Genomic DNA, 26283 nt, shown 5'->3' on the forward strand with positions numbered 1-26283 from the left:
ATTAACGGGAGAATATGATGAGCTACCAACCGCAAACCGAAGCCGCCACCAGCCGTTTCCTCAACGTGGAAGAAGGCGGAGAAACACTACGCATTCATTTTAACGACTGCGGCCAGGGAGATGAAACCGTGGTCCTGTTGCACGGCTCCGGCCCCGGCGCCACTGGCTGGGCCAACTTTAGCCGCAATATCGATCCGCTGGTTGAGGCGGGCTATCGGGTGATTCTGCTGGACTGCCCCGGCTGGGGGAAGAGCGACTCGATTGTCAATCGCGGCTCGCGTTCCGACCTGAACGCCCGAGTATTGAAAAGCGTCATTGATCGGCTGGATATCAGCCAGGTGCATCTGCTGGGCAACTCCATGGGCGGTCACAGTGCGGTGGCCTTCACCCTGAGCTGGCCGGAACGGGTGGGCAAGCTGGTGCTGATGGGCGGCGGAACCGGCGGCATGAGTCTGTTTACGCCAATGCCGACGGAAGGCATCAAGCTACTGAACGGCCTGTATCGCGAACCGACCATCGAAAACCTGAAAAAGATGATGAACATCTTTGTTTTCGATACTCGCGATCTGACCGACGCCCTGTTCGACGCGCGTCTCAACAATATGCTGTCGCGCCGGGAACATCTGGATAATTTCGTCAAAAGTCTGGAAGCCAACCCGAAGCAGTTCCCGGATTTTAGCCCGCGTCTCGGCGAAATCCGCGCCCAAACCCTGATCGTCTGGGGGCGCAACGACCGCTTTGTCCCGATGGACGCCGGCCTGCGCCTGCTGGCCGGAATTAACGGTTCTGAACTGCATATCTATCGTGACTGCGGCCATTGGGCGCAGTGGGAACATGCCGACAATTTCAACCAGCTGGTGCTGGATTTTCTGGCGCGCAAATAAGGAGCCGTGATGACAACGCTATCTCTCGAACAGCTGGCGCAACGACTGCGCGATGCCGAAGTCCAGGGACGGGCCATTGAACCGCTGCGCGATCTCCTCGGCACCGATAATGCGGAGGCAGCCTACGCCATCCAGCGGATTAACGTCCAGCACCACGTGGCGAACGGACGGCGGGTGGTGGGGCGCAAGGTGGGGCTGACCCATCCTAAAGTGCAGCAGCAGCTGGGCGTTGACCAGCCGGACTTCGGCACCCTGTTTGCCGACATGTGCTACGGCGATAACGCCGCTGTACCGTTCTCCCGGGTGCTGCAGCCGAAAGTGGAAGCCGAAATCGCTCTGGTGCTTAAACACGACCTGCCGCATGCCGATACCACCTTTGATGAGCTGTACGCCGCTATCGACTGGGTGTTGCCCGCGCTGGAAGTGGTCGGCAGCCGTATCCGCGACTGGTCGATTGGTTTTGTCGATACGGTCGCCGATAACGCCTCCTGCGGCGTTTATGTCCTGGGCAGTCCGGCGCGGCGTCCGGCCGGACTGGATCTGAAAAATTGCGCTATGCGTATGACCCGTAACGAGGAAGAGGTGTCCAGCGGGCACGGCAGCGAATGTCTTGGCCATCCGCTCAATGCGGCGGTGTGGCTGGCGCGCAAAATGGCCAGCCTCGGCGAGCCGCTGCGGGCGGGCGATATTGTGCTGACCGGGGCGTTAGGCCCGATGGTGGCGATTAACGCCGGCGATCGCTTTGCCGCCCACATTGATGGTTTAGGTTCAGTAGCGGCAACGTTTGCCGCCGAAGAGGGAAGCAGTGATGAGTAAACGCAAAGTCGCCATTATCGGCTCCGGTAATATCGGCACCGATTTAATGATCAAAATTCTGCGCCACGGCCAACACCTGGAGATGGCGGTGATGGTCGGTATCGATCCTGAATCCGACGGTCTGGCCCGCGCCCGGCGCATGGGCGTCGCCACCACTCATGAGGGCGTCGGCGGCCTGATGCAGATGGCGGAGTTTGCCGATATCGATTTTGTATTTGACGCCACCAGCGCCGGGGCGCACGTGAAAAACGACGCCGCGCTGCGGGAAGCCAAACCGGAGATCCGCATGATCGACCTGACGCCGGCGGCCATCGGCCCGTACTGCGTGCCGGTGGTCAATCTTGAGGCCAATCTTGCCGAGGGTAATGTCAATATGGTGACCTGCGGCGGCCAGGCGACCATCCCGATGGTGGCGGCGGTATCGCGGGTGGCCAAAGTGCACTATGCGGAAATCGTCGCCTCGATTGCCAGTAAATCTGCCGGTCCGGGAACACGCGCTAACATCGACGAATTCACTGAAACCACCTCGCAGGCTATAGAGAAAGTCGGCGGCGCGGCAAAAGGTAAAGCGATTATCGTACTGAACCCGGCGGAGCCGCCGCTGATGATGCGCGATACTGTATATCTCCTGAGCGAAGCGGCGTCGCAGCAGGAAATTGCCGCGTCGATTGCGGAGATGGCGGCCGCGGTGCAGGCCTATGTCCCGGGATATCGCCTGAAACAGCAGGTGCAGTTTGAGGTGATTCCCGAAGATAAGCCGGTCAACCTGCCGGGCATTGGCCGCTTCTCCGGTCTGAAAACGGCGGTTTACCTCGAGGTTGAAGGGGCGGCGCACTATCTGCCTGCCTACGCGGGTAACCTCGATATTATGACCTCGGCTGCGCTGGCGACGGCGGAAAAAATGGCCCAGTCAATGAACGACGCGGCGGGAGAAGCAGCATGAACGGCAAAAAAATCTATATCTCAGACGTGACCCTGCGCGACGGGATGCACGCGATTCGCCATCAATACTCGCTCGACAATGTGCGCCAGATTGCCCAGGCGCTGGATAGCGCAGGAGTGGATTCTATTGAGGTGGCCCACGGCGACGGCCTGCAAGGTTCGAGCTTCAATTACGGCTTCGGCGCCTATAGCGATCTGCAGTGGATTGAAGCGGCGGCGGAGTCGGTCAGCCGGGCGAAAATCGCCACTTTACTGCTCCCTGGTATCGGAACTCTGCACGACCTGAAAAATGCCTATCAGGCCGGGGCGCGGGTGGTGCGTGTGGCAACCCATTGCACGGAAGCGGATGTTTCCGCCCAGCATATCGCCTTTGCCCGCGAGCTGGGGATGGACACCGTTGGCTTCCTGATGATGAGCCATATGATCAGCCCGGAACAGCTGGCCCAGCAGGCGCTTAAGATGGAATCCTACGGCGCGACCTGCATTTACGTGGTCGATTCCGGCGGGGCGATGAATATGCACGATATTCGCGATCGTTTCCGCGCCCTTAGGGCGGTGCTCAAGCCGGAAACCGCCACCGGGATGCATGCGCACCATAACCTGAGCCTCGGCGTCGCCAACTCCATCGCCGCGGTGGAAGAGGGCTGCGACCGCATCGATGCCAGCCTTGCCGGCATGGGGGCCGGGGCGGGGAATGCGCCGCTGGAGGTCTTTATTGCTGCGGCGGACAAACTTGGCTGGAACCACGGCACCGATCTGTATGCGCTGATGAACGCGGCCGATGAACGGGTGCGGCCGCTACAGGATCGTCCGGTACGCGTCGATCGCGAAACCCTGGCGCTGGGCTATGCCGGGGTTTACTCCAGCTTTCTGCGCCACAGCGAAGTGGCGGCCGCGCGCTACGGTCTGAGCGCGGTCGATATTCTCGTCGAGCTGGGCAAGCGACGGATGGTGGGCGGCCAGGAAGATATGATCGTCGATGTGGCGCTGGACCTGCTCAACCGCGCGAAATAAAAACCGGCGGCTGGCAACGAATCAGCCGTCCTTCACCTGCACCGTTTTCGCTATCGCACAGGTACCCTATGACCACGACAACCTCTGGATCGGCTTCACGCCTGATGTTAACCATCGGGCTCTGTTTTATGGTTGCCCTGATGGAAGGGCTGGATCTTCAGGCGGCCGGGATCGCCGCCGCCGGGATGGCTCACGCCTTCGCGCTCGATAATATGCAAATGGGCTGGATCTTCAGCGCCGGTATTCTCGGGTTACTTCCCGGCGCGCTGGTGGGGGGAATCCTGGCTGACCGCCACGGCCGCAAACGGCTGCTGATCGCTGCGGTCACGCTGTTCGGCCTGTTTTCCATCGCTACCGCGCTGGCAGGGAGCTTTCCGATGCTGCTGTTGGCACGCCTGATGACCGGTATGGGGCTGGGGGCGGCGCTGCCGAATCTTATTGCATTGACCTCCGAAGCGGCCGGTCCGCGATTTCGCGGTACCGCAGTCAGCCTGATGTACTGCGGGGTGCCGGTGGGCGCCGCGCTGGCAGCAGTGCTGGGATTCTGGGGGGAAACCTCCGCCTGGCAGACGGTGTTTTGGGTCGGCGGCGTTGTGCCGCTGCTGCTGGTGCCGATGCTGCTGCGCTGGCTGCCTGAGTCCGCCGTCTTTCGCGCCGGTATGCAGAGTGCGCCGCTACGGACGCTGCTGGCGCCGGAAAACGCCAGCGCCACGCTGCTGCTGTGGCTGTGCTATTTCTTTACGCTGCTGGTGGTCTACATGCTGATCAACTGGCTGCCCATGCTGCTGATAGGTCAGGGATTTCGCGCCGGTCAGGCGGCTGGCGTCATGTTTGTTTTGCAGCTGGGAGCCGCCTGCGGCACGCTGCTGCTGGGGGCATTGCTGGATAAACTGAGTCCGCTGCTGATGTCGCTGCTGATCTATTGCGGTATGCTGGCGTCGCTGCTGGCGCTGGGCTGCGCCTCCTCCTTTCCGGCGATGCTGCTCTCGGGTTTTGTGGCCGGGCTGTTTGCCACCGGCGGGCAAAGCGTACTGTACGCGCTGGCGCCGCTGTTCTACCGCACGGAAATTCGCGCCACCGGGGTGGGGACGGCGGTGGCCGTCGGGCGGCTGGGGGCGATGAGCGGTCCGCTGCTGGCGGGAAAAATGCTGGCGCTGGGCGCCGGTACCGTTGGGGTAATGGCCGCCGCCGCGCCGGGGATTCTGCTGGCCGGCGTGGCGGTATTCTGGCTGATGAATCGTCAGAGACGGCAATCAATAGCCTGACGACGGTGCCGGGTTATGTTTCAGGACCCGGCACCGCGCCACCTTGCGCAACGGCAGACTTTGGCATACGGTAAATCATCACCCATTGATCATCTCTGCCGCCATGTCTTTTCAATCCCGGTTACTTAGCGATATTCCCGGCATTCGCTACGCCTTTCTCGATGTCCACGAAACGGCCGCCTTTCCTTACAGCGAAATGGCCCCGGTGAAGCTGGTGCACGGCAATGTGGTTCATCATTTTCAGCAGCCGGCGCCGCTTACCGACCGCCCGCATGCCGACGCGGTTTTTACCGCATCAAGTGGGCAAAAGGTGGGAGTGGTGACTGCCGATTGTCTGCCGATGCTGATGGCTTCCCGCGACGGGCGCTTTGTCTGCAGCGTACATGCGGGCTGGCGCGGTGCGGCGACCGGTATTATTGCTAATAGCCTCGATCTCTTTGCCCGACATGGCATACCGCCGGACGAGGTCGTGGTAGCGATCGGGCCGCATATTCAGGTCTGCTGCTATGAAGTGTCGGCGGCATTTTATCAGGCGCTGTTGGCGACGCCGGTGGCCGGGCTGGTCAAACAGCACCGCGATCGGCTGTTTCTGCACCGCCGTGGCCCTGAGCCTGCGGCGGAAAAAGCGCGGGCGACGGGTGACGACACAATGTGGTTCGATCTGCGGGCTTTTGGCCAGCTGCTGTTACGCCGCGCCGGGGTGCCGGAAAGTCATATTGAATGGCTGGGCAGCTGTACCTACTGTACGCCGCAGTCGCTGGGGTCGTTCCGGCGGCGTACGCACTTCCCGGCAGAGAAAACGTTCCAGTACTCGTGGATTATGCGCGAGGCCTGATATCACCCGGCATCGCGCTGCCGCGCTACAGTACCGTAAACCCGTGCGTCCCGTCGTTTGCCAGCTGGGCCACGAGGCCATACTCCCACTCCAGATAGGCCTGCATCGCTTCGCGGGAATTATCGGTTCCTTCATAGGGGCGACGATAGCGATCGCTACGCGCGCTGATCAGACGGGTTGCGCCATGCTCCAGCGGCAGACCTGAAGCGATCCACCCGGCGGTGCCTCCGCTTAATACCTGCACCGGTTTGCCGGTCAGCGCCGCCACTTCGTCGACGGCGTAGCGTGCCAGCAGGCTGCTGCCACAGGTCAGTACGTAACGGCTGGCAGAGGGAATCAGCGCCAGCGCCTGTTTCAGCCGCGAGCGTATCAGCCAGTATGCCCCGGGAATATGCCGCGCCACATAGTTGGCGCTGGTGGTGAAATCCAGAACCACCGTTCCCGGTTCGCGCAACAGCGCCGCCAGCCGGGATGCGTCGATCTCCTCTGCCGCAGGCGCCGCGGGCAGGCTGGCGGCCGGTACGCCGCGTTCGCTAAAGTTCGCCGCGCTCAGACCGCGCAGGATTGCCGTTTCCCAGCCCATTTGCGCCAGCCACGAGGCGGTTATCGCCGCGCGAATACCATCATCATCCACTAAGACCAGACGTGCGCCGCGAACGCTGGCGTGGTGATCGGTCTCCTGGACCAGCTGGCCGCCCGGTGCGCTGAGGCTTCCCGGCAGGTGACCTGCGGCGTACTCCTCCGGACTGCGGACGTCAAAAAGATAGGTGGTGCGGTCGGTCTGCTGCTGCCAGCGCCGGAGCGTGGCCTGGTCGATAACCGCCACTCCGGCTTTTTCCGCCAGCTGGCTGACCTGCTGAAGACGCGCCGTCGAAGCCCGCGATTCCTCGGCATAGCGGCGCCGCTGGTCGCGATCGAGGGCCAGTCCGGCCAGCGTCCAACCTATGGTGCCGTTACGTAAGGCATAGACCGGGTTGCTCACGCCGGCATTGATCAACGACTGGGCGCCGATAATGCTGCGGGTGCGTCCCGCACAGTTGACGACGATTGGCGTCTGCGGCGAATCGACCAGTCCGTCAATACGCAGCGCCAGCTCACCGCCGGGAACGCTGATACCGCCCGGAATACTCATGGTCTGATACTCATCGAACCGTCGGGCGTCGACAATCAGCACCGGCTGACGGCTGTCAATCAGCGCCTTCAGCTCTCCCGCGTCCAGAGAGGGGGTCTGCCGTTGGCTCTCCACCAGCTCGCCGAACGCTTTGCTGGGGGAGTTAACGTCCTGGAAGAGCGCGCCGCCGCTGCGCTGCCAACCCTTCAGGCCGCCTTCCAGCAGCGCGACATCTTGATATCCCCAGCCGCGCAGGCGATCGACGGCCTGGGCGGCCAGCCCCTCGCCGTTATCGTAAACGGTGAGCGGCGTCGTCAGCCGCGGCACCCGACGGTGGATCTCCAGCTCGAGCTTGCTCAGCGGAAGATTGGCCGCAAACAGCGGGTGAGCGGTGGCAAAATCCGCTTCTTCACGCACGTCAATCAGCGCCAGTTCGGCGTGGTCGAGCAGCGACTGGCGCACTTGTGCCGGCTGGCGATAAGTGTGGATGGGCATATTAATTATCCTTCGGGAAATCCCAGATATTGGGTAAGTGGCGATTGGAGTAGCCGGAAATAAAGGGTTTGATGAGACCTTCCGGCGTATAGACGGCACGTTTAACGGCGCCAATATTGCCGCCGTAGACATGGATACTGATCGACACGCTCTCCGCCAACGCGTTACTGACGCGGTGAATATCACCATCGCGGGAGGAGACTTTTTCGACCTCGCCCGGGGAGAGTCGTCCGGCAATACCGTCGGCCACCGGAAGGCCTGTCGCATCGAGGCGATAGCGCTGATTCTCTTCCGCGCCGCGTAGCATGCCGATGACGCCCCACACGCGGTGATCGTGAATCGGCGTGGCCTGCCCGGGCCCCCAGACAAAGCTGACGATCGAAAAGCGTTGTCCGGAATCGGCGTGCAGCAGGTATTGCTGATAGTGGTGGGGATGCGGCAACGCGTACTCGTCCGGCAGCCAGTCATCCTGCCGGACCAGCCGCGCCAGGCGCTGCGCTACCGCCTCCAGCAGAGGCGATTCGTCAGTGAACTGCCGATGAAGGGCATCAACTTCTTGAATAAAATGGCGTAGTTTTTCCAGTCGTGGTGCGGTCATGTACGGTTCCTGTCAGAGGGACTGGTCATTACGCTAACAAAGGCGTTAATATTATTTAAATGCAATTTACGCATATATTAATATGCAAAATTCACATTAAGGATTCTATGCGCATCGACGACATTGACGCCCTGCTGGCGACGGTACAGTTTTCTTCCCTCAATCAGGCGGCGGAATATCTGGGAATTACCCAGTCGGCCATTACCCGACGGTTGCAGCGTCTGGAGCAAACTCTCGGGGTGACTCTGTTGGAGCGCCAGACCCGGCCGTTGACGCTAACTGCTGCCGGGCACCGGGTTTATGAGCAATGCCTGAGCATCAAGCGGGAGACAAAAAAGCTGTACGGGCTGCTGGATCCGCAGGCCGAACCGCACGGTATTTTGCGCCTCGGCGTACCGCAGAGCGTGGCGGAAATTGCGCTTCAGCCGGCGCTGCTGGCGCTACGCCAGCAGTTTCCGCAGCTCCAGCCGCAGGTCACCTGCGGCTGGAGCGGGTTGCTGCAAAAGCGGCTCGAGAGCGTCGAGCTGGATGGCATGCTGGCGATGGGGCCGGCACAGCAGGTCTTTGCCGACGGCTATGTCGGCCGGTTGCTGTGTTCGCTGGATATTGTGGTGATTGCGGCGAAAAGCCTGCGCCTGCACGCCGCTGAACTGCGGGACTGCGCGTCTCAGGGCTGGGTGCTTAACCCTGACGGCTGCGGACTGCGGGCAGGGTTAATTCGTGAACTACAGGCTCAGGGGCTGCGGCTTCAGCTGAACGTCGAAACAGCGGGCGCTCACCTGCAAATTGGCCTCGTCGCTCAGGGTCAAGGGTTGGGTCTGGTACCGCGTGCGGCGCTGGCCGCCAGCCCGTGGCGCGATGAGGTGACAGCCCTGACGTTAGCCGATTTCCAGCCGGCGGTCTGCTTGTGGCAGGTGAGCGCACAGAATCTGGCGAATCTACAGCAGCCGTTCACTTTTTTTGCCGGGAAAATCGTCCAGCAGTTAACTCTATCTGACTGAATAGTATATTAAATTATCAAAATGCTAATTTTGCATATTAAGATATGATAAAAATGCATTTTGCTCATTAACTGCCGATGTATAGGGTAACGACAGGCGCCGCCGCTGCGGCCACCGTTACCCGACGCAAGGAGTTATGTTATGAGCATTCAGTTTCTCGGGATGATCGGCCATCGCCTCTCATCCGAAACCATCGCCCCGGCAGGCCCGGTTTTTGACCGCGACTATATCGTGCGCTTTGCGCAAACTCACGAAGCGGCCGGCTTCGATCGCCTGCTGGTGGGGCATTGGTCCGATCAGCCGGATGGCTTTCTGGTTACCGCGCTGGCCGGGTTATCGACGGAGAAAATCAATTTTCTGCTGGCCCATCGCCCGGGATTCGTCTCGCCGACGCTGGCGGCACGTAAGTTTGCTACCCTGGAGCATCTGCTCGGCGGGCGTCTGGCGGTGCATATCATCAGCGGCGGCAACGATGCCGAACAGCGTCGGGATGGTGACTACCTCAACCATGACGAGCGCTACGCGCGTACCGATGCTTTCCTGGATACGGTGCGAAAAGTCTGGACTGCGGAACAGCCCGTTGATATCGACAATGACTTTTATCAGGCCGAGCAGGCGTGGTCGGCAATCCGCCCGCTGCAACAACCGCACATTCCGATCTACTTCGGCGGCTCGTCCGAGGCCGCCATTGCGGTAGCCGGTAAACATGCTGATGTTTTTGCCCTGTGGGGCGAATCGTTAGGGCAAACGGCGGAGACCATCCGTCGGGTGCGGGCCGAAGCCGCGAAGCATCAGCGCCACATTGATTTTAGCGTCTCATTCCGGCCGATTATTGCCGACAGCGAAGCGCAGGCCTGGGAGAAGGCCGAGCATATTTTACATGTCGCTTCCGAACGGGCGGCGCAGGCGGGCCAGGGTTTCAAAGCGAAGCCAGACAGCGAAGGGGCACGGCGCCTGCGGGCCACGGCAGAACAGGGAAATGTGGTGGATAAACGTCTGTGGACCGGTATTGCGAAACTGGTTGGCGGCGGCCATAACTCCACCGCGCTGGTCGGAACGGCGGAACAGGTTGCCGATGCGCTGCTGGATTATTACGACCTCGGGGTGCGCAACTTCCTGATTCGCGGCTTCGATCCATTAAACGATGCGCGGGAATACGGGAAGGCTCTGCTGCCGATTGCTCGCGAAAAAGCGGCTCAGCGCGCGATTCAGGAGCGCGCATCGTGACGCTTTCCGGTCAACAGCCCCTGCGGCCGCAGGCCGACTGGTTGCGGCAGCTAACCCACATTCGTCAGCAGATGGCCGAACAGGCGGCAGAGCTTGACCGTAGCGGCGATTTTCCCCACCACAATCTCGCGCTCCTGCATCAGAGCGGTTTTCTGAGCCTTGCCACGCCGGCGCAGTATGGCGGGGCGGGGGCGGATTTGGCCCGGCTGCAGCAGGCGATTACCGCCATTGCGTGGGGGGAACCGGCGACGGCGCTGATCGTCTGTATGCAGTATCTGCATCATCTGCGTCTGGCGGAGAGCGACGGCTGGGCGGAACCGCTGCGTCGGCAGGTCTATCGCGATGCCGTCGAGCGAGGGGGATTGATCAACAGCCTGAGAGTTGAACCTGAACTCGGCTCGCCGGCGCGCGGGGGGCTGCCGCAGACGGTTGCAACACGTACCGCCGACGGCTGGCGTCTTAACGGGCACAAACTCTATACCACCGGCGTTGAAGGGCTAAGCTGGCTGGCTATCTGGGCACGAAGCGACGATCTCGATCCGCAGGTCGGCACCTGGCTGGTACCGCGAGAAAGTGACGGTGTCACCATTATTAAAAGCTGGGACCATGCCGGAATGCGCGCGACCGGCAGCCATGAAGTGATACTGAAAAATGTACCGATCCCCCGGCAAAATGCGGTGGATATCTGGCCGGCATCTGCGCCTCCCGCCGCGGATGCCGAACGTTTCCGTCTCTTCGCCAATCGACAGACCGCGCTGTTAGCCGCGATCTATGACGGCGTGGCCCGCGCGGCGCGGGACTGGTTGCTGGGCTGGCTAAGTACGCGGGCGCCGGCCAACCTCGGGCACCCGCTCTCCCGTCTACCGCGTGTGCAGGAAAAAACAGGTCAGATAGAAGGCTGGCTGCTGACGAACCGCTGTCTGCTGCAACAGGCCGCCGGACTGGAATTGACCGCCACCGAGGCCAATCTGGCCAAGGTCACCATTACCGACAACGCGGTGCAGGTCGTGACTCTGGCGCTGGAGCTTACCGGCAATCATGGCCTTAGCCGACAACATCCTCTTGAACGCCACTATCGCAACGTGCTGTGCGGGCGCGTGCATACGCCGCAGAGCGACAGCGCGTGGCAGGCGGCGGGTCAACACGCTTTTCAATCATAAGGATAATGTTTATGCACGAACGAACAATAACAAGATTGGCCGCGGGGCTCTCGCTGCTGGCGCTGAGCGCTTTGGCGTCGGCGCAGGAGCGCATCACTCTGCGAATTGCCGATCAGAAAGGGGGCATGCGCTCGCAACTCGAAGCGGCCAACGCGCTGCAAAACCTTGGCTATGAGATCAAGTGGGCTGAGTTTCCGGCCGCCGCACCGCTGGCGGAAGCGCTGAACGCCGGCGCGGTAGACGCCGGGATTATTGGCGATGCGCCGCTGTTATTTGCCCTCGCCAACGGCGCGCCGGTAAAGGCCATTGCCGTCGATAAAAGCAACCCGGCGGGCACGGCCGTGCTGGTTCCTCCGGGAAGTTCGCTAAAGCGCGCCGCGGATTTAAAAGGTAAGCGGATCGCCACCGGGAAAGGTTCGATCGGTCATTACGTGGCGCTGAAAGCCCTGCAGCAGGCGGGGATCTCACCGACAGAGGTGCAGTGGGTATTTCTCGGCCCGGTCGATGCCAAAGTGGCTTTACTCAACGGCTCGGTCGATGCCTGGGCGACCTGGGAACCCTATACCACCCAGCTGGTGAAAACCGCCGAAGGTCAGATTCTGGTGAGCGGTAAAGGGCTGCTGCCGGGGAATACGTTTCTGGCGGCAACGGATGAAAGCTTAAAGGATCCGGCTAAGCGCGCGGCGCTACAGGATTATCTCACCCGCCTGGCTGGGGCGGAGCGCTGGGCTTACGCCAATCTCGAGAGCTATGGCAAAACCCTTGGTGACATCATCCGTTTCCCGCCGGACATTGCCCGGGCGCAGTTTGCTAACCGCCAGTCGCAGTGGCAGCGTCTGGACTCGCGCACCATTGAACAGCAGCAGGCGACCGCCGACTTTTATCAGGCCAATGGTCTGATTCGCGCGAAGCTGGATGTCACGCCGACCTTTGATACCCGATTTACGCTGCCTGATGTCCCGGCCGCTCAGGAGAACAGACCATGAATCAGTCCGCTTTCTCACGCCGCCGCTTTTTACAGCTCAGCGGTGGAACCATGCTGGCAGCGGCCGCCTGGCCGCTGTGGGCGCATACGATGACCACGATGCCGGCGGAGGGCGGAAACGGTGAAAACCTGGCGCTGCGGCTGGCGGAACCCTACAAGCTGAAGCTGGCCATCAACAAGAGCGCGGTTTGCCTCGCGCCGGTGGCGGTCGCTGAGCAGCAGAAGTTTTTCAGCAAATACAACCTTGAGGTTGAGTTCGTTAACTTCGGCAACTCGACCGATGTGCTGTTGGAGGCCATCGCGACCGGCAAGGCCGATGCCGGCGTCGGGATGGCGCTGCGCTGGTTGAAGGCGCTGGAGCAGGGTTTTGACGTCAAGTTGACGGCCGGAACGCACGGCGGCTGTCTGAATCTGCTGACGGCAAAAAATTCGCCGTTTGGCGGCCTGGAGAGTCTGAAAGGGCAGACGATTGGCGTCACCGATATGGCCGGACCGGACAAAAACTTCTTCGCTATTTTGCTCAAACGACATGGCATCGATCCGATAAGCGACGTGCAGTGGAAAGTTTACCCGGCGGATCTGCTCAGTATCGCGCTGGATAAGCAGGAGATTGCCGCCATCAGCGGCAGCGAGCCCTTTAGCTTCCGCCTGCTGCAAAGCGGGAAATATCAGCTGATCGCCAGCAATATGAGCGGCGATTACGCCAACCTGAGCTGCTGCGTGCTGGGGGTAAGCGGGGCGTTGGCCCGGGATCACAAACCGGTTGCCGCCGCGCTGACCCAGGCGATTCTCGAGGCGCACAGCTATGCATCGGCTCACCCCGAAAGCGTGGCGCAATCGTTCATGGCCCATGCATTAAACACCGATGAGGCCGAAGTCTCGGGGATCCTTCATGGCCAGGGGCATGGACACCACGCCGTAGGAGAAGCCTTTGTGAATGAATTGACCCAGTACGTGAGCGATCTGCAGCGGGTACAGGTGATCAAACCGGGGACCAATCCTCACCAGTTTGCGGAGAGTATTTATGCCAACGTATTCGCCTGATCGGGCGCTGTCGCGCGCCGGGGGGCGCTATCCGTTGTGGTCTGAAGGGCTGCTGGCCGCCGCGCTGTGGCTGGCGGGCGGGATGTTTACTTTGGCGTGGCCGGATGTCGGGCGACGCTGGCCCTACAGCGCGGGGTGGGCGATGAGTCAGCTCGCCATCGCCGGTGGACTGCTGGCGCTGGCGCTAAGTTGCCGCTACTGGCATCAGCGGGGCGGTCGTCTGCTCGCGGCCGGAAAGTGGCTGGCGCTGCTGCCGCTGCTGTTTACGTTATGGCAGTGGCTGACGGCAAAAACGGCGATCCTGCCGGTGCCGTTTTTTGCGCCGCCGCAGGCGCTGATCGAAGTCCTGGTCGACGACTGGCCGCGGCTGCTGGATAGTCTGCTGCACTCTCTGGGGCTGCTCGGGCTTGGGGTGCTGCTCGGCACCTCCTGCGGTTTTATCAGCGGGCTGGCGATTGGCTGGTCGCAGCGTATCGGCTACTGGCTGCATCCGGTCCTGCGCCTGCTTGGCCCGGTGCCCTCAACGGCGCTCTTGCCGCTATGCCTGTTTATTTTTCCCTCCAGCTTTGGGGCAAGCGTGTTTCTGATTGCGCTGAGTACCTGGTTTCCGGTCACCGTGCTGACCTGGTCCGGGGTCATGAGTATCGATAAAGCCTGGTATGACGTCGCCCGCACGCTGGGGGCCAGCCAGCGTTTTCTGATTTTACGGGTGGCGATTCCCGCCTCGCTGCCGAATGTGTTTGTCGGCTTGTTCATGGGGCTGGGCGCATCGTTTTCAGTGCTGATCGTCGCTGAAATGGTTGGCGTGAAATCGGGCATCGGTTTTTATTTGCAGTGGGCGCAGGGCTGGGCGGCTTACCCCAATATGTATGCCGCGCTGCTGGTCATGGCCTTTCTCTGTTCCGGCCTGATAAGCGGGCTGTTTATGGTGCGCGATCGGCTGCTGAAGTGGCAGCGAGGAGGGATGACATGGTAGCGACAGCGGCATCCCAGAACAGCGCCCGGGTTGGCGCTGGCATCGAGATTCACCATTTGCACCATGCCTTTTCCCTCGGCAGGGAAACGGTGCCGGTGCTGGAAAATATCAGTCTGCGGCTGCGTCCGGGAGAGAGCGTGGCGCTACTGGGACCTTCGGGCTGCGGTAAGTCGACGCTGCTGCGGCTGCTGGCGGGACTGGAACCCATGCAGGGCGGGCAGATCCGGATAGATGACGCGCCGATGGGCGGTCCGGGGCCCGACCGCATTCTGGTGTTTCAGGATCCGACGCTCTATCCGTGGCTGACGGTGCGGCAAAATGTGCTGTTGGGGCCGCAGGCGCAGGGCAAAAAAGGGCGTGAAGCGCAGGCCGATGCGCTGATAACGCGTATCGGCCTGCAGGGATTCAGCCAGGCGTGGCCCCGGCAGCTTTCCGGCGGGATGGCCCAGCGGGCCGCGCTGGCGCGCGCGCTGCTCAACGAGCCGCGTTTACTGCTGCTCGATGAGCCCCTCGGCAAACTGGACTCGCTGACCCGCATCGGCATGCAGCGCGAGCTGATTACGCTCTGGCAGCAGCAGGGCTACACCAGCCTGCTGGTGACCCATGACATTGAAGAGGCGCTGCTGCTATGCGAACGCGTGCTGGTGATGTCGCCGCGGCCGGGGCGTATCATTGGCGAATTTACGCTACCGCTGGCCTTTCCCCGGCATCGGGATAACCCGCAGCTGTTGCAGCACCGACAGGATATTTTACGCATGTTAGGGCAGGCGGAGGACTGGTAGTCTGGCGCAGGAGCAACGGATGGACCCGGACAGGCCGCGATGGCGCTGTCCGGGCGTGGTGATGCGATCAGAAGTCCATTTTCACCGTAAACTGCACTTCCCGCGGATCGCCAATCTGATTGCCCAGGTTGTTTGTGGCGATGGATGAGGTGTAGTAGGTCTTATCAAACAGGTTCTTCACGTTAACCTGCAGCGTCACCGGATATTGCAGCTTCATCTTATAGGCGGCGAAGACATCGGCGACCGCGTAGCCCTGCAGATAATAGTCCGCGCCGTTGGTGCCGGAGCGTTTGCTCACCGCGCGACCGCCGCCGCCGACGGTCAGCGTATTGCTGTCGTAGACGTTATGGATGTCGTAGCTGAGGAACAACGAACCGGTGTGTTTCGGGACGTTGGGCAGCGGCTTACCGGCATAGTCAGGATCGTCGAGCACTTTCGCGTCGGTATAGCCGTAGCTGGCGATCACGCTCAGGTTATCGGTAATCGAACCGGCCAGATCCACCTCGACGCCGCGTGAACGCACTTTCCCGGCGGTCTTGGCGACAGTCTCATCGCCGACGGCTTCGGTGTACAGCACGTTGCGTTTATGGATATCAAACAGCGCGATGTTGGCGGTGATACCGCTTAACAGATCGAACTTGGCGCCCACTTCATAGGATGTAGACTCTTCGGGCGGCAGATTGCCGATGTAGCTGGCGATCGATGACTGCGGCATAAACGACTGCGCCACGTTACCGAACAGCGACACGGTTGGCGTCAGCTTATACACCAGACCAAATTTCGGCGTCCATTTCTGGTCGCTGCTGTCGGTGTTGACGTTGAACGGACGCCCTTTGCCGGCGTACTGGGTGTAATACTGATAGCGCATCCCGGCGACGGCAATCCACTTGTCGGTCAGATAGAGCGCATCCTGAACGTAGGCGGCGTAGCTCTCCTGCTGAATACGCTGATCGCTATCGGAGTCCGAAACGGTGCTGCAGGTGCCGACAGTGCCGTAGACCGGGTTATAAATATTAAACCCTTTCACATTCTTACAGCGGATCATATCGGTGCGCAGCAGATCGTAATTCTCATAGGCGATGCCGGTGAGGACTTCGTTATAAAACCCGCCGACGACCACGTTGCCCTGTAAATCGGCGCGAGTTGTGTGCATCTTTTGCGTTGAGCCGTGGGTGGCGTCAACGCGGCGGGTCAGATCGCCGGTGGCCGAATCGTAGGCCGTCACCCGGGCCTGGTTATCGTTGTAGTGATCCTGGCTGTAACTGTAGTCAAAGCGGGCGGTCCAGGCATCGTTCAGGCGATATTCGGCGTTCAGCTGCGCCAGATCGGAATAACCATCGGTCACGTTAAACGGCTCGTCAAAGCGCGTTTTCCGATCGACGTTGACCGCGTGACCGGTATTAAGATCGAAGATGGTACCGCGATCGAACGGAGTATTGTAGTCGCGATGGGAGTACGACACGTTCACCGTCGCCCTGTCGCCAAACCAGGTCAAGGAAGGGGCGATAAAGCTGCTTTTCTCTTTACCAAAGTTGCGCCAGTAATCCTCATGTTGGTACTCGCCGATGATCCGGTAGGCCAGCCGCGTGCCTTCGATGGGGCCGGTGACGTCAAACTGGCCGGTACCGCCGCCAAAGCTGCTGGAGGTGGCGGAAATCGATCCGCCGAAGGTTCTCTCCGGGCGTTTCGTGACGACGTTAATCAATCCGCCGGGGTCAAGAATGCCGTACAGCGTGGAGGCCGGGCCTTTCAGTACTTCTACGCGTTCGGTGGCGGCATTAAAGCTGCGCGGCAAAACGGTACGCAGACCGTTGGTCATGATTGAGCCGTCGCGGTTGGCGCCAAAACCGCGGCGGGTAAAGGCATCCTGGGTCCCGCCGAGGGTGTTGGTCTGGACGACGTTGGCGACGTTATACAGCGCCTCGTCAAGGGTAGTGGCGTGCTGATCTTCCAGCACCTTGTCGCTGACGGTATTTACCACCTGCGGAATATCCAGCAGCGGCATCGACGTCAGGGTCGCCGTTGAGCTGGCAACCGGCTGATAGCCGTTGGTGTCGCTCTGAGCACCCGCGGCGACCACCGTCATGGTTTCGTCGCCAGCCGTTTTCTCTTTGCTGGCGCTGTTTTCTGCTGCAATTAATCCCGGTGAGGTAAAAGAACCCAAAAATATCAGTGAAAAAAGAGCTCGCCCTTTCAGCGTTATGAAAGGGATCGTTGATCGCGTCATTTGTCTGTTTCTCGTGAACGAATCTGTCCTTTGCAGACAGAAAAAGCCAATTAAATCATTGCCCTTAAAAATATTATCTGCCTGTTGGTCGCGATGATTTGCGTTCAGACATGTAATTGAGAATCATTCAATCACGAGAGAATGTAGTAGTAAATGTTATGTAAGATAAAAAATTAACCGTTGCAGGATCGGTGATTGCGGCGCTTTTTCTTACCCGTTTTTTTGAGCTAATTTTTTGTTTTTTATGTAAAAAATTTAAACTTCTTTATGCAGGAATCCTGGTAGTGCAGGCAATTTATGTCCGATAAAACAGAGTATTGACTACTACATTCATCCGCAGCATGATCAAAAGAGAATGAGATTTATTTTTGTTTGAGTGCAGAACGTGCTGGCTGATGCCACGCCGTTGCGGCGCAGGAGCGAGTTATGCCACAGCGGGTGATGCCTGCAGAGCAGGGAATCGTGCTGGATTCCCTGTCGGCCGGATACGGCCAGACCCTGATTGTCGATGATATTCAGTTGACGATCCCTCACGGTAAAATGACGGTACTGGCCGGGGCTAACGGCTCCGGTAAATCTACCTTGCTGTCGACGATTGCCCGCATGCTGAAACCGCTTGGCGGCAGCGTGCGTCTGGATGGTCAGACGATTCACACTATGCCGACCCGGGCGGTTTCACGTCAGCTGGGGATTCTGCCTCAGTCGCCGCTCACTCCCGAAGGATTAACGGTCTTTGAGCTGGTTTCCCGCGGTCGCTACCCCTGGCAGGGATTGATGCGCCAGTGGTCTGATGCCGACGAGCGGGCGGTAGAAGAGGCGATGGCGTTGACCGGCACCGCCGAATTTGCCCATCTGCCGGTAGACAGCCTCTCCGGTGGCCAGCGCCAGCGCTGCTGGATTGCGATGGCGCTGGCGCAGGAAACGCCGACGATTCTGCTGGACGAGCCGACCACCTGGCTCGATTTGCGCTATCAGGTCGATATCCTCGAACTGCTGCAAACCCTGACCCGTGACCATGGACGCACGGTGGTCACCGTGCTGCACGACCTTAACTTTGCGGTGAACTATGCCGATATCCTGGTGTTCCTCAAGAAAGGGCGTATTGCCGGGGTCGTGGACGAAAACGCCAGCTGTACCCCGGAGCTGATCAAAACCGTGTTTGACGTTGAGGTCCAGATGTCGCTCAACCCGCAGACCGGTAAACCCTTTTTTATGCCCTTTCGCGCGCGGCAGGAGGAAGCCCAATGAGCGCCTCCGCGCTGCTGTTGCACCGCCGCCGCCAGGCGCGGCCAAAACGTGCGCTCGCGCTCCTGACGCTGCTGCTGATTGTCGGTTCGGTGGTGCAGCTGGGACTGGGGGCTCGCTGGATTGCGCCGGAGACGGTGCTCCAGGCGCTGTTTCACTACGATCCACGTAATTTTGACCAGCGGATTATTGTCGAGCTGCGTCTGGTTCGCCTCGCGGCGGCGCTGTTGACCGGCGCGGCGCTGGGCGTCGCCGGAGTGCTGCTGCAGACGGTGATTCGTAACCCGTTGGGGGAACCGCATATTCTGGGGCTTAATGCCGGCGCCTCACTGGCGGTAGTCGCAACATCGGCGCTGGGTCTGAGCGGAATGACGTCAGGTCGCCCGCTGATTGCCGCCGGCGGCGCTGCGCTGCTGTTTGGCGGCGTCATGCTGCTGGCGACCTCCGGGCGCGGCGGGGCGACGCCGCTACGCATCACGCTCTGTGGCGTGGCGCTCTCCGCCTTTGCCTCGGCGGTCACCGCCGCGATCCTGATTCTGGATGAACAAACGCTGCTGGCGATGCGTACGTGGCTGGCAGGCGATCTTGCCGGACTCAACTGGCCAGTTTTACGATCGGCGACGCTTCCGGCGCTGGCCGGTGGCCTGCTCGCGCTGCTTATCGCGCCTCGCCTGAACGTTCTGGCGCTGGGCGACAAGGTGGCGCTGGGGCTGGGGGTGAACATTCTTCAGACCCGACTGCTGGGGCTGGGTGCCATTGCGCTACTGTGCGGTGCGGCAGTGGCGGTCGCCGGGCCGATCGGTTTTGTCGGACTGGTGGTGCCACACGTTATTCGTCGCCTGATCAGCGAAGATATTCGTCTGGCGCTGCCGCTGGCGGCGCCGGTCGGGGCGCTGGTGCTGCTGTTTGCGGATATCGCCGCCCGCACCCTGGTGGCGCCGCAGGAGCTGGCGACCGGGGCGATGACTGCGCTGGTTGGCGCTCCGGTATTTATCTTTATCGCGGCGAGGTTTTTTAAATGAAAAACGCGGTGCGCCGTGCCGGTTTCCGGCCCCTTCGCGCGGGGAGCTGCCATCTGCTCCTGCGCCCTGCGGCGCTGAACATCGCCGCGGTGCTGATTATTGCCATTCTGCTTCTGGCAAGCTTTGGCCTGACGCGCGGCAGCTTCCCGCTGCCTGCCGGTACCCTGGCGCGTGCGCTCTTTGCCCCGGAAAATGTTGGCGACCAGTCACGCTTTATCCTGTTTGATATTCGCCTTCCCAGGCTGCTGATGGCGCTGCTGTGCGGCGCCATGCTCGGGCTGGCGGGGGCGGCGATGCAGAGCATCACCCGAAACGGACTGGCGGATCCGGGGCTGATTGGCGTCAAAGAAGGGGCCAGCGTGGTCGTGCTGGCGTTGATTCTGTTCTTTCCCGCCGTCGGGCTGGTCTGGCGGCCGCTGGCGGGCATTCTCGGCGGGGCGCTGGTGGCGCTGCTGGTGCTGGTTCTGGCCCGGGATTGCTCGCGGCCGCGCTTCATTCTGATCGGTATCGGCGTCTCCTGGACGCTGGCGGCGGCGGTCGGCATTTTTATGACCACCGCCGATGTGCGCGATGTGCAAACGGCGATGATCTGGCTTGCCGGCAGTCTGCATGCGGCAACCTGGACGCTGCTGCTGGTGGCCTTTTTGTGGGCGTTGCCGGGGACATTGATTCTGTTTCTGACCGCCCGGGCGGCGGATGTGGCGCTGCTTGGCGACCGTACCGCCGTGGGACTCGGCGTACGCCTGCAGCAGCTGACCCTGCTGCGCTTTTTTGCGCCGGTGCTGCTCACCTCCGCCAGCGTCTCCTGCGTCGGTAGCCTTGGTTTTGTGGGGCTGATGGCGCCGCACATGGCACGCTTTCTGCTGCGCGGTGGTCAGGTGTCGCTCCTGTGCGGCAGCGCGTTGATTGGCGCGCTGCTGGTGCTGTTTACCGATACTCTCGGCCGTCTGGCCTTCGCGCCGCTGCAAATTCCGGCCGGAATTGTTATTGCGCTGGTGGGGTGTCCGTTTTTTATCTTGCTGCTGTGGCGTCGTCGTGACGCCCTGTAATGTAGAAGGGTTGCTATGCGTTGGCTTATTTCTTTGCTGTTGTTAGCGGCGGGCGTGACCGGCGCCGCCGAGCGTCAAACACAAACGTTTACTGATGATTTAGGGCGGGTGGTGACGGTGCCGCTGCATCCGCAGCGTATCGTCTCGATGCACGACCTGGATATCACGATTCCGCTGATTGAGCTTGGCGTGCCGCCGGTGGCCAGCCACGGGCGCACCCGCCCCGACGGTAGCCACTATCTGCGCTCCAGCGCCCAGCTGACCGGGGTCGATTTTGATAACAGCGCGATTCAGTTTATCGGCACCGCGGATATTGACCTCGAAGCCGTTGCAGCGGCGAAGCCGGATCTGATTATTACCGAACCGAGTCGCCACGTCTCTGTGGAACAGCTGGCGAAGATTGCACCGACGGTCAGCATTGACCATCTGCAGGGCAGCGCGCCGCGAATTTACAGCAAGCTGGCGCAGCTCACCGGCAGCGAAGCGCGGCTGGCCATTCTTGAGCGCCGCTATCAGACGCAGATAGCCCAGCTCAAAGCGATGGTGGATACCCGCAACATCACGGTGTCGGTTATTCAGGCCAACAATGGCAAAGTCACCGTTCACCACTCTTACCACGCGCTGGGACGGGTACTGCGCGACGCCGGGTTTCATTTTCCGCCGTTGATCGACAAGATCCCTGACGGCCAACGTATTGACGTCAGCGCCGAACAGCTGCCGGAGCTGGATGCAGATTTTGTTTTTGCTACCTGGCGCTCGGATACCGGCGGTAAACCGCAGGAGGAGCTGCAGGCGATGGAAGGGGTGATGCCCGGCTGGTGCGACTTTATGCGTGCCTGCCGCACCGGTCGCTATATCCTGCTGCCGCGTGAGGAGGTTATCTCCAACTCCTTTGCCGCTCTGACCCTGATGGTGGCACAGGTGCAGTCGCACATTGCCGGTCGGCCGCTGCCGGCGGAGCTGAAATGAAAACCCCGGTAAAAAGAGAGAAAGGGCGGGTCGACCTGTTCGGCGAACGCTTTCGCGCCCGGGCGCACCAGCTCTCGCCGCGGCTGCTGGCGGTCGTCAGCTATATCAACGAAAACCGGGAAGTGGTGCTGGAGCGCACGGCGATGGAGATCGCCGCGGCGACTCAGACTTCGGATGCCACGGTGGTGCGGGCCATTCAGGCGCTGGGCTTTGCCGGCCTGCGCGAACTGAAGCAGACCATGGAGCGCTGGTTCGGCCCCTCCATCACCTCATCGGAGAAGATGCTGTCAACGGTGAATGCGCTCTCCTGCGATGTGAATTCGAGCATTGATTTTGTGCTGGAGGGCCATCAACGCGCCTGTGAAGTGCTCTCTCGCCCCACCAATCGCGCCGCCGTCGCCCAGGCGGTAGCGCTACTCAGCGAGGCACGGCAGGTGGCGATTTTCGGCATCGGGGCATCGGGGATTCTGGCGGAGTACACCGGCAGGCTGTTCAGCCGTATCGGATTACCGTCCAGCGTGCTCAACCGCACCGGCTTCAGCCTTGCCGAGCAGCTGATCGGTCTGCAGCGCGGCGATGTGATGATTATGATGGGACAAAAATCGCCGCATCGCGAAGGGATGACCGCGCTGCGTGAAGCCCGGCGGCTGGGGATCCCGACGATTTTGTTAACTCAGGCGGTGGACTCACGCTTCAGCCAGGAGGCGCAGGTGGTGATCGACGTTCCGCGCGGCGGCGATAACGGCCGGGTACCGCTGCACGGTACGGTGCTGGTCTGTCTCGAAATGCTGGTGCTGTCGGTGGCGACCGCCACGCCGCAGCGGACCATGAAATCAATGAAGCGCATTAACGAACTGCATAAAGCGATTGGTAAATCCGGCGGTAAACGCAGCTAAGTACGCGATAATTCACAGGCTGAAAGGTTTCCTGTTGCAAGTAATCGTGATGATGTGTATTTTTATGCAAAATTAATGCATAAAAAGAGGTTGTCATGATGGGAAAATGGATGAAGGCGTGCTGTCTGTTGGTGGCTCTGGCAGGGAGCGCGCAGGCGGCACAGGAGACGTACGTTGTCGGTTCCGGCGGGACCTACCGCCCGTTTGAATATGAAAACAGCCAGAAGCAGCTGGAAGGTTTTGATATCGATATCATCAAAGCGATCGCCAAAGCGGAGAACTTTAATATCAAGCTGGTGAATACCCCGTGGGAAGGGATCTTCGCCACTCTCGGCTCCGGCGACCGCGACATCATTATCTCCGGGATAACCATCACCGATAAGCGTAAACAGATGGTTGATTTTTCCGCTCCTTACTTCCCGGCTGAACAGTCCATCGTGGTGCCGGCAGACTCCAAAGTGACCTCCCTGGCAGCGCTGAAGAGTGAGAAGGTCGGCGTGGTGAACTCCAGCACCGGCGATATCGTGGTCTCTGATGTGCTGGGTAAAAACAGCACCTCTATTAAGCGTTTTGATAATACCCCGCTGATGCTGCAGGAGCTGTTTGAAGACGGCGTCAGCGCGGCGGTGGGCGATGTGGGCGTGGTGAAATACTACATCAAACAGCACCCGGAGAAGCAGTTCAGGCTGGTGCCGGACGCCAGGTTTGAACGTCAGTATTTCGGTATTGCGGTGGCCAAAGGCAACGCTGAGCTGCAGGCGAAAATCAACGCCGGTCTGAAGAAAATCGTCGCCGACGGCACCTACGCCAAAATCTATAAAACCTGGTTTGACGACAACGTCCCGACGCTGCCTGCGCAATAATTCATCTTTTGGTTTTCATGACGGCTATCGACGCGTGCGATAGCCGTATTTTTTAGGGAAGCACTATGACGGGATTCCGTTGGGAGATCATCGAGGAGTACGGTCCGCTGTTTATGGACGGCGCCTTGATGACCATTAAATGTACCATTATCTGCGTGATCCTCGGTACTCTGTGGGGCCTGACGCTGGGCCTTGGGCGTATGGCGAAAGCGGAACACGGCGCGTGGAAATATGTACTGCGCTATCTGGTGCAGTATCCGGTGCGCGTTTACGTCAGCGCGTTTCGCGGCACCCCGCTGTTTGTGCAGATTATGGTGGTGCACTTCGCGCTGGTGCCGCTGTTTATCAACCCGCGTGACGGTCTGCTGGTCAGCCATGGGCTGATGAGCGCCGATTTCGCCCGCGAACTGCGTTCTAACTACGGCGCGTTTCTCTCCTGTATCGTGGCCATTACCCTTAATGCCGGGGCCTATGTCTCGGAAATCTTCCGCGCCGGGATTCAGTCGATTGATAAGGGGCAGATGGAAGCCTCACGCGCGCTGGGGATGCCGTGGTGGAAAACCATGCGCCAGGTGATTCTGCCGCAGGCCTTTCGGCGGATCCTGCCGCCGCTGGGGAACAATGCCATTGCCATTGTCAAAGACTCTTCGCTGGCTTCGGCGATTGGTCTTGCCGATCTGGCCTATGCCGCGCGTACCGTGTCCGGCGCCTATGCCACCTACTGGGAACCCTACCTGACCATTTCTCTGGTCTACTGGGTCATTACCTTCCTGCTGGCGCAGCTGGTTAACCGTCTGGAAAAGAGGTTTGGCAAAAGTGATTCACATTAATAATCTGCACAAACGTTTCGGCGACAGCCACGTACTGCGGGGCATCAGCTGCGATATTAAACCGCAGGAAGTGGTCTGTATTATCGGGCCGTCGGGTTCCGGAAAAAGCACGTTCCTGCGCTGTATGAATGCGCTGGAAAGCGTCAGCGAAGGCATCGTCGAAGTCAACGGCTTTGCCGCCCACGACCGCAGCACCGATCTGAACAAGATGCGGGAAAGCGTTGGCATGGTATTTCAGCGCTTTAATCTGTTCCCCCATATGACGGTGCTGGAAAATCTGATCATGGCGCCAGTCAACCTGCACGGCGTGAGCCGTTCGCAGGCGGTGCTGCTGGCGGAGGAGCTGTTGGCGAAGGTTGGATTAAGCGATAAGCGTGACGCCTGGCCCTCCAGTCTCTCCGGCGGCCAGCAACAGCGGGTGGCCATTGCCCGCGCGCTGGCGATGAAGCCTTCGATTATGCTGTTTGATGAGCCGACCTCTGCGCTGGACCCCGAGCTGGTGGGCGACGTGCTGGAAGTGATGAAAAATCTCGCCAGCGAAGGGATGACGATGGTTATCGTCACGCACGAGATGGGCTTTGCCCGTGAAGTGGCTGACCGGGTTATCTTTATCGATCAGGGCATTATTCAGGAAGAGGGGAGACCAGAGCAGATTTTTACCGCTCCGGTCAATCCGCGCACCGCGGCCTTTTTAAGCAAGGTACTATAATACCGTACGACGGCGCGCCATCAGGGAACATCCGCTGATGGCGCTTGCCGTCGCATCTCAGGCGGTTTCAGTCTGAGCATCGTCGTCATCGCGGTCCTGGCGTTCATTCGCCAGCAGCGCTTTCTCCGTTTTCCCCAGGCACTGAATCAGCAGGAACAACACTCCGCAGGCCAGCAGGGCGATCAGCAGGCCATCATAGCCGGAGACGCTGATCAGCAGGCTACTGACAACCGGCCCGGCAACGCTGCCCGCCGACCAGAAAAAGCCCAGCAGCGCGTTGATCATAATAAGCTTCTGCCCGCTGAAGGTTTTACCGGCGCGCACCAGCGAGAGCGTATATAGCGCCCCCGCCGCCGCGCCAAGGATCAGACACCCGACAATGAGCTGTACAGGCGACGCCAGCAGGAATGGCAGCGCCACCAGGGCGAGGCAAAACACCGCCGCGCAGCTCAGATGCACGCGGCGGATACCAAATTTGTCGGCCACCCAGCCCAGCGGCGCCTGGAAGAAGGCATCGCCGGTTAGCACAATGGTCACCAGCAGGACCGCCATCGCTTCGTTCAGCCCTTTATCCATCCCGTAGAGCGGCAGCAGCGCCAGAATGCTGGCGTCGAAGAAGGCGAAGCAGAAGACGCCGGACGCCAGAACCGGTAAAAACGCGCCCAGGCTACGCCAGCTGGCGCGTTCAGAGAGGCTTTCGCGACTTCCGCTCGGCAGATGGCGCAGCATCAACAGACAGGCTGCGGTCAGACCGACGACGGCCAATAGCACCCAGATTTGATAATCGGCGCCGGCAGAGATCAGCAGCGGCCCGGCCAGCTGGCAGCCGGTGAATGCCGAGGCGTAAATACCGGTCAGCGTCGCGCGGTTTTTACCCGCCGCGCCGCCGGTTATCCAGCTTTCGCCAAGCACGATGATCACCCCGGAGGCGATACCGGTCAGAAAGCGCGGCAGCAGCAGCGGCAGCAGATCGACGGTCAGACAGGAGGTGATGGTGGCGAGCGCCAGCAGGATCAGGTTGGCCGTGAGCAGGGTGCCCATCTCAAAACGACGGCACAGCGCGGGCGAGAGGAACGACGAGAGCATCATCCCCGCCGGCGGCAGTGCGGCCAGCAGGCCGACATAGACCGTGTCTATCTGCTGCTGCGCAAGTTCAAGGCTGATTAAAGGCACCGTATAACCGGTGATAAATCCCACTAATGACGCGGCCATAATCATCGCCAGCGTGGGGGCAAGGCGATTCTGGTCTGGGTTAAACATTTTATTCCCGATAACGGAAGTCAACAGGTGGATAATCCGGCAAAGTGCCGACGACCCTGAATATTAATTAATCGTATG

The 26283-nt window shown here is 60.4% G+C and carries 24 protein-coding genes and 1 pseudogene; 21 read left to right on the forward strand and 4 right to left on the reverse strand.

What is annotated here, in order from left to right; all coding sequences use genetic code 11:
- Positions 1 to 17: 17 nt before the first annotated feature.
- From mhpC to DSD31_RS10740, 6 genes are all read left to right on the forward strand, one after another.
- Positions 18 to 884 (forward strand): 2-hydroxy-6-oxonona-2,4-dienedioate hydrolase, encoded by an 867-nt coding sequence (gene mhpC, locus DSD31_RS10715; RefSeq protein WP_004863152.1) that lies wholly within the window; start codon positions 18 to 20, stop codon positions 882 to 884.
- Between the two features lie 9 nt (positions 885 to 893).
- Positions 894 to 1700, forward strand: a complete 807-nt coding sequence (gene mhpD / locus DSD31_RS10720; protein ID WP_004863149.1) for a 2-keto-4-pentenoate hydratase — start codon at positions 894 to 896, stop codon at positions 1698 to 1700.
- The gene (gene mhpF / locus DSD31_RS10725) at positions 1693 to 2643 is read left to right on the forward strand and encodes an acetaldehyde dehydrogenase (RefSeq protein WP_032717724.1); all 951 of its coding nucleotides are present in this window, start codon (positions 1693 to 1695) and stop codon (positions 2641 to 2643) included. The genes mhpD and mhpF overlap by 8 nt, the downstream gene beginning before the upstream one ends.
- On the forward strand, positions 2640 to 3656 hold the full coding sequence (gene mhpE / locus DSD31_RS10730) for a 4-hydroxy-2-oxovalerate aldolase (RefSeq protein WP_015584126.1): 1017 nt from the start codon (positions 2640 to 2642) through the stop codon (positions 3654 to 3656). The genes mhpF and mhpE overlap by 4 nt, the downstream gene beginning before the upstream one ends.
- Before the next feature lie 68 nt (positions 3657 to 3724).
- Positions 3725 to 4921 (forward strand): 3-(3-hydroxy-phenyl)propionate transporter MhpT, encoded by a 1197-nt coding sequence (gene mhpT, locus DSD31_RS10735; RefSeq protein ID WP_104895230.1) that lies wholly within the window; start codon positions 3725 to 3727, stop codon positions 4919 to 4921.
- Between the two features lie 103 nt (positions 4922 to 5024).
- Complete coding sequence (locus DSD31_RS10740) at positions 5025 to 5756, forward strand: purine nucleoside phosphorylase YfiH/LACC1 family protein (RefSeq protein ID WP_004863137.1); 732 nt, start codon at positions 5025 to 5027, stop codon at positions 5754 to 5756.
- Positions 5757 to 5781: 25 nt separating this feature from the next.
- Here DSD31_RS10740 and DSD31_RS10745 read toward each other — a convergent pair whose 3' ends face one another.
- A complete protein-coding gene (locus tag DSD31_RS10745; RefSeq protein WP_088402114.1) occupies positions 5782 to 7362 on the reverse strand; it encodes a rhodanese homology domain-containing protein in 1581 nt (526 codons plus the stop codon).
- Position 7363: 1 nt separating this feature from the next.
- Complete coding sequence (locus DSD31_RS10750) at positions 7364 to 7960, reverse strand: cysteine dioxygenase family protein (RefSeq protein WP_004863130.1); 597 nt, start codon at positions 7958 to 7960, stop codon at positions 7364 to 7366.
- Between the two features lie 107 nt (positions 7961 to 8067).
- Between DSD31_RS10750 and DSD31_RS10755 the strand changes: the two genes are divergently transcribed.
- From DSD31_RS10755 to DSD31_RS10785, 7 genes and pseudogenes are all read left to right on the forward strand, one after another.
- Positions 8068 to 8961: a LysR family transcriptional regulator gene (locus DSD31_RS10755; RefSeq protein WP_088402115.1), complete on the forward strand. Its 894-nt coding sequence runs from the start codon at positions 8068 to 8070 to the stop codon at positions 8959 to 8961.
- Between the two features lie 141 nt (positions 8962 to 9102).
- Positions 9103 to 10189 (forward strand): annotated as a pseudogene (locus DSD31_RS10760) (LLM class flavin-dependent oxidoreductase); the annotation flags it as partial.
- A gap of 70 nt (positions 10190 to 10259) precedes the next feature.
- Positions 10260 to 11348, forward strand: a complete 1089-nt coding sequence (locus DSD31_RS10765) for an acyl-CoA dehydrogenase family protein (RefSeq protein WP_044348910.1) — start codon at positions 10260 to 10262, stop codon at positions 11346 to 11348.
- Positions 11349 to 11359: 11 nt separating this feature from the next.
- Complete coding sequence (locus tag DSD31_RS10770; protein WP_004863118.1) at positions 11360 to 12334, forward strand: ABC transporter substrate-binding protein; 975 nt, start codon at positions 11360 to 11362, stop codon at positions 12332 to 12334.
- On the forward strand, positions 12331 to 13377 hold the full coding sequence (locus DSD31_RS10775) for an ABC transporter substrate-binding protein (RefSeq protein ID WP_004863115.1): 1047 nt from the start codon (positions 12331 to 12333) through the stop codon (positions 13375 to 13377). Before DSD31_RS10770 ends, DSD31_RS10775 begins: the two co-directional genes overlap by 4 nt.
- Positions 13358 to 14353 carry an ABC transporter permease gene (locus DSD31_RS10780; protein WP_004863112.1) on the forward strand — a complete coding sequence of 332 codons (996 nt, stop codon included), beginning with the start codon at positions 13358 to 13360 and terminating at the stop codon, positions 14351 to 14353. Before DSD31_RS10775 ends, DSD31_RS10780 begins: the two co-directional genes overlap by 20 nt.
- Positions 14347 to 15135 carry an ABC transporter ATP-binding protein gene (locus DSD31_RS10785; RefSeq protein ID WP_064356970.1) on the forward strand — a complete coding sequence of 263 codons (789 nt, stop codon included), beginning with the start codon at positions 14347 to 14349 and terminating at the stop codon, positions 15133 to 15135. Before DSD31_RS10780 ends, DSD31_RS10785 begins: the two co-directional genes overlap by 7 nt.
- Before the next feature lie 67 nt (positions 15136 to 15202).
- On the opposite strand, the gene DSD31_RS10790 is transcribed toward DSD31_RS10785, so the two are convergent.
- Positions 15203 to 17272, reverse strand: a complete 2070-nt coding sequence (locus tag DSD31_RS10790) for a TonB-dependent siderophore receptor (protein ID WP_086817543.1) — start codon at positions 17270 to 17272, stop codon at positions 15203 to 15205.
- A gap of 516 nt (positions 17273 to 17788) precedes the next feature.
- On the opposite strand from DSD31_RS10790, the gene DSD31_RS10795 reads away from it, so the two are divergent.
- From DSD31_RS10795 to DSD31_RS10830, 8 genes are all read left to right on the forward strand, one after another.
- Positions 17789 to 18610, forward strand: coding sequence for an ABC transporter ATP-binding protein (locus DSD31_RS10795; protein ID WP_071359544.1), 822 nt, complete (start codon positions 17789 to 17791; stop codon positions 18608 to 18610).
- Positions 18607 to 19629, forward strand: a complete 1023-nt coding sequence (locus DSD31_RS10800) for a FecCD family ABC transporter permease (RefSeq protein WP_004863100.1) — start codon at positions 18607 to 18609, stop codon at positions 19627 to 19629. Before DSD31_RS10795 ends, DSD31_RS10800 begins: the two co-directional genes overlap by 4 nt.
- Positions 19626 to 20678, forward strand: a complete 1053-nt coding sequence (locus tag DSD31_RS10805; protein WP_004863097.1) for a FecCD family ABC transporter permease — start codon at positions 19626 to 19628, stop codon at positions 20676 to 20678. Before DSD31_RS10800 ends, DSD31_RS10805 begins: the two co-directional genes overlap by 4 nt.
- A gap of 15 nt (positions 20679 to 20693) precedes the next feature.
- The gene (locus DSD31_RS10810; protein WP_015584134.1) at positions 20694 to 21647 is read left to right on the forward strand and encodes an iron-siderophore ABC transporter substrate-binding protein; all 954 of its coding nucleotides are present in this window, start codon (positions 20694 to 20696) and stop codon (positions 21645 to 21647) included.
- Positions 21644 to 22543, forward strand: a complete 900-nt coding sequence (locus tag DSD31_RS10815; protein WP_075808453.1) for a MurR/RpiR family transcriptional regulator — start codon at positions 21644 to 21646, stop codon at positions 22541 to 22543. Before DSD31_RS10810 ends, DSD31_RS10815 begins: the two co-directional genes overlap by 4 nt.
- Before the next feature lie 95 nt (positions 22544 to 22638).
- The gene (locus tag DSD31_RS10820; protein ID WP_004863087.1) at positions 22639 to 23406 is read left to right on the forward strand and encodes a basic amino acid ABC transporter substrate-binding protein; all 768 of its coding nucleotides are present in this window, start codon (positions 22639 to 22641) and stop codon (positions 23404 to 23406) included.
- 65 nt (positions 23407 to 23471) lie between these two features.
- Positions 23472 to 24236 (forward strand): amino acid ABC transporter permease, encoded by a 765-nt coding sequence (locus DSD31_RS10825; RefSeq protein ID WP_004863083.1) that lies wholly within the window; start codon positions 23472 to 23474, stop codon positions 24234 to 24236.
- Positions 24223 to 24945, forward strand: coding sequence for an amino acid ABC transporter ATP-binding protein (locus DSD31_RS10830; protein ID WP_004863080.1), 723 nt, complete (start codon positions 24223 to 24225; stop codon positions 24943 to 24945). Before DSD31_RS10825 ends, DSD31_RS10830 begins: the two co-directional genes overlap by 14 nt.
- A 57-nt stretch (positions 24946 to 25002) precedes the next feature.
- Here DSD31_RS10830 and DSD31_RS10835 read toward each other — a convergent pair whose 3' ends face one another.
- Complete coding sequence (locus tag DSD31_RS10835; protein ID WP_086816280.1) at positions 25003 to 26205, reverse strand: MFS transporter; 1203 nt, start codon at positions 26203 to 26205, stop codon at positions 25003 to 25005.
- Positions 26206 to 26283 lie beyond the last annotated feature (78 nt).

It is taken from the genome of Klebsiella sp. X13, from assembly GCF_003323835.1.
Classification (GTDB): domain Bacteria; phylum Pseudomonadota; class Gammaproteobacteria; order Enterobacterales; family Enterobacteriaceae; genus Klebsiella; species Klebsiella ornithinolytica.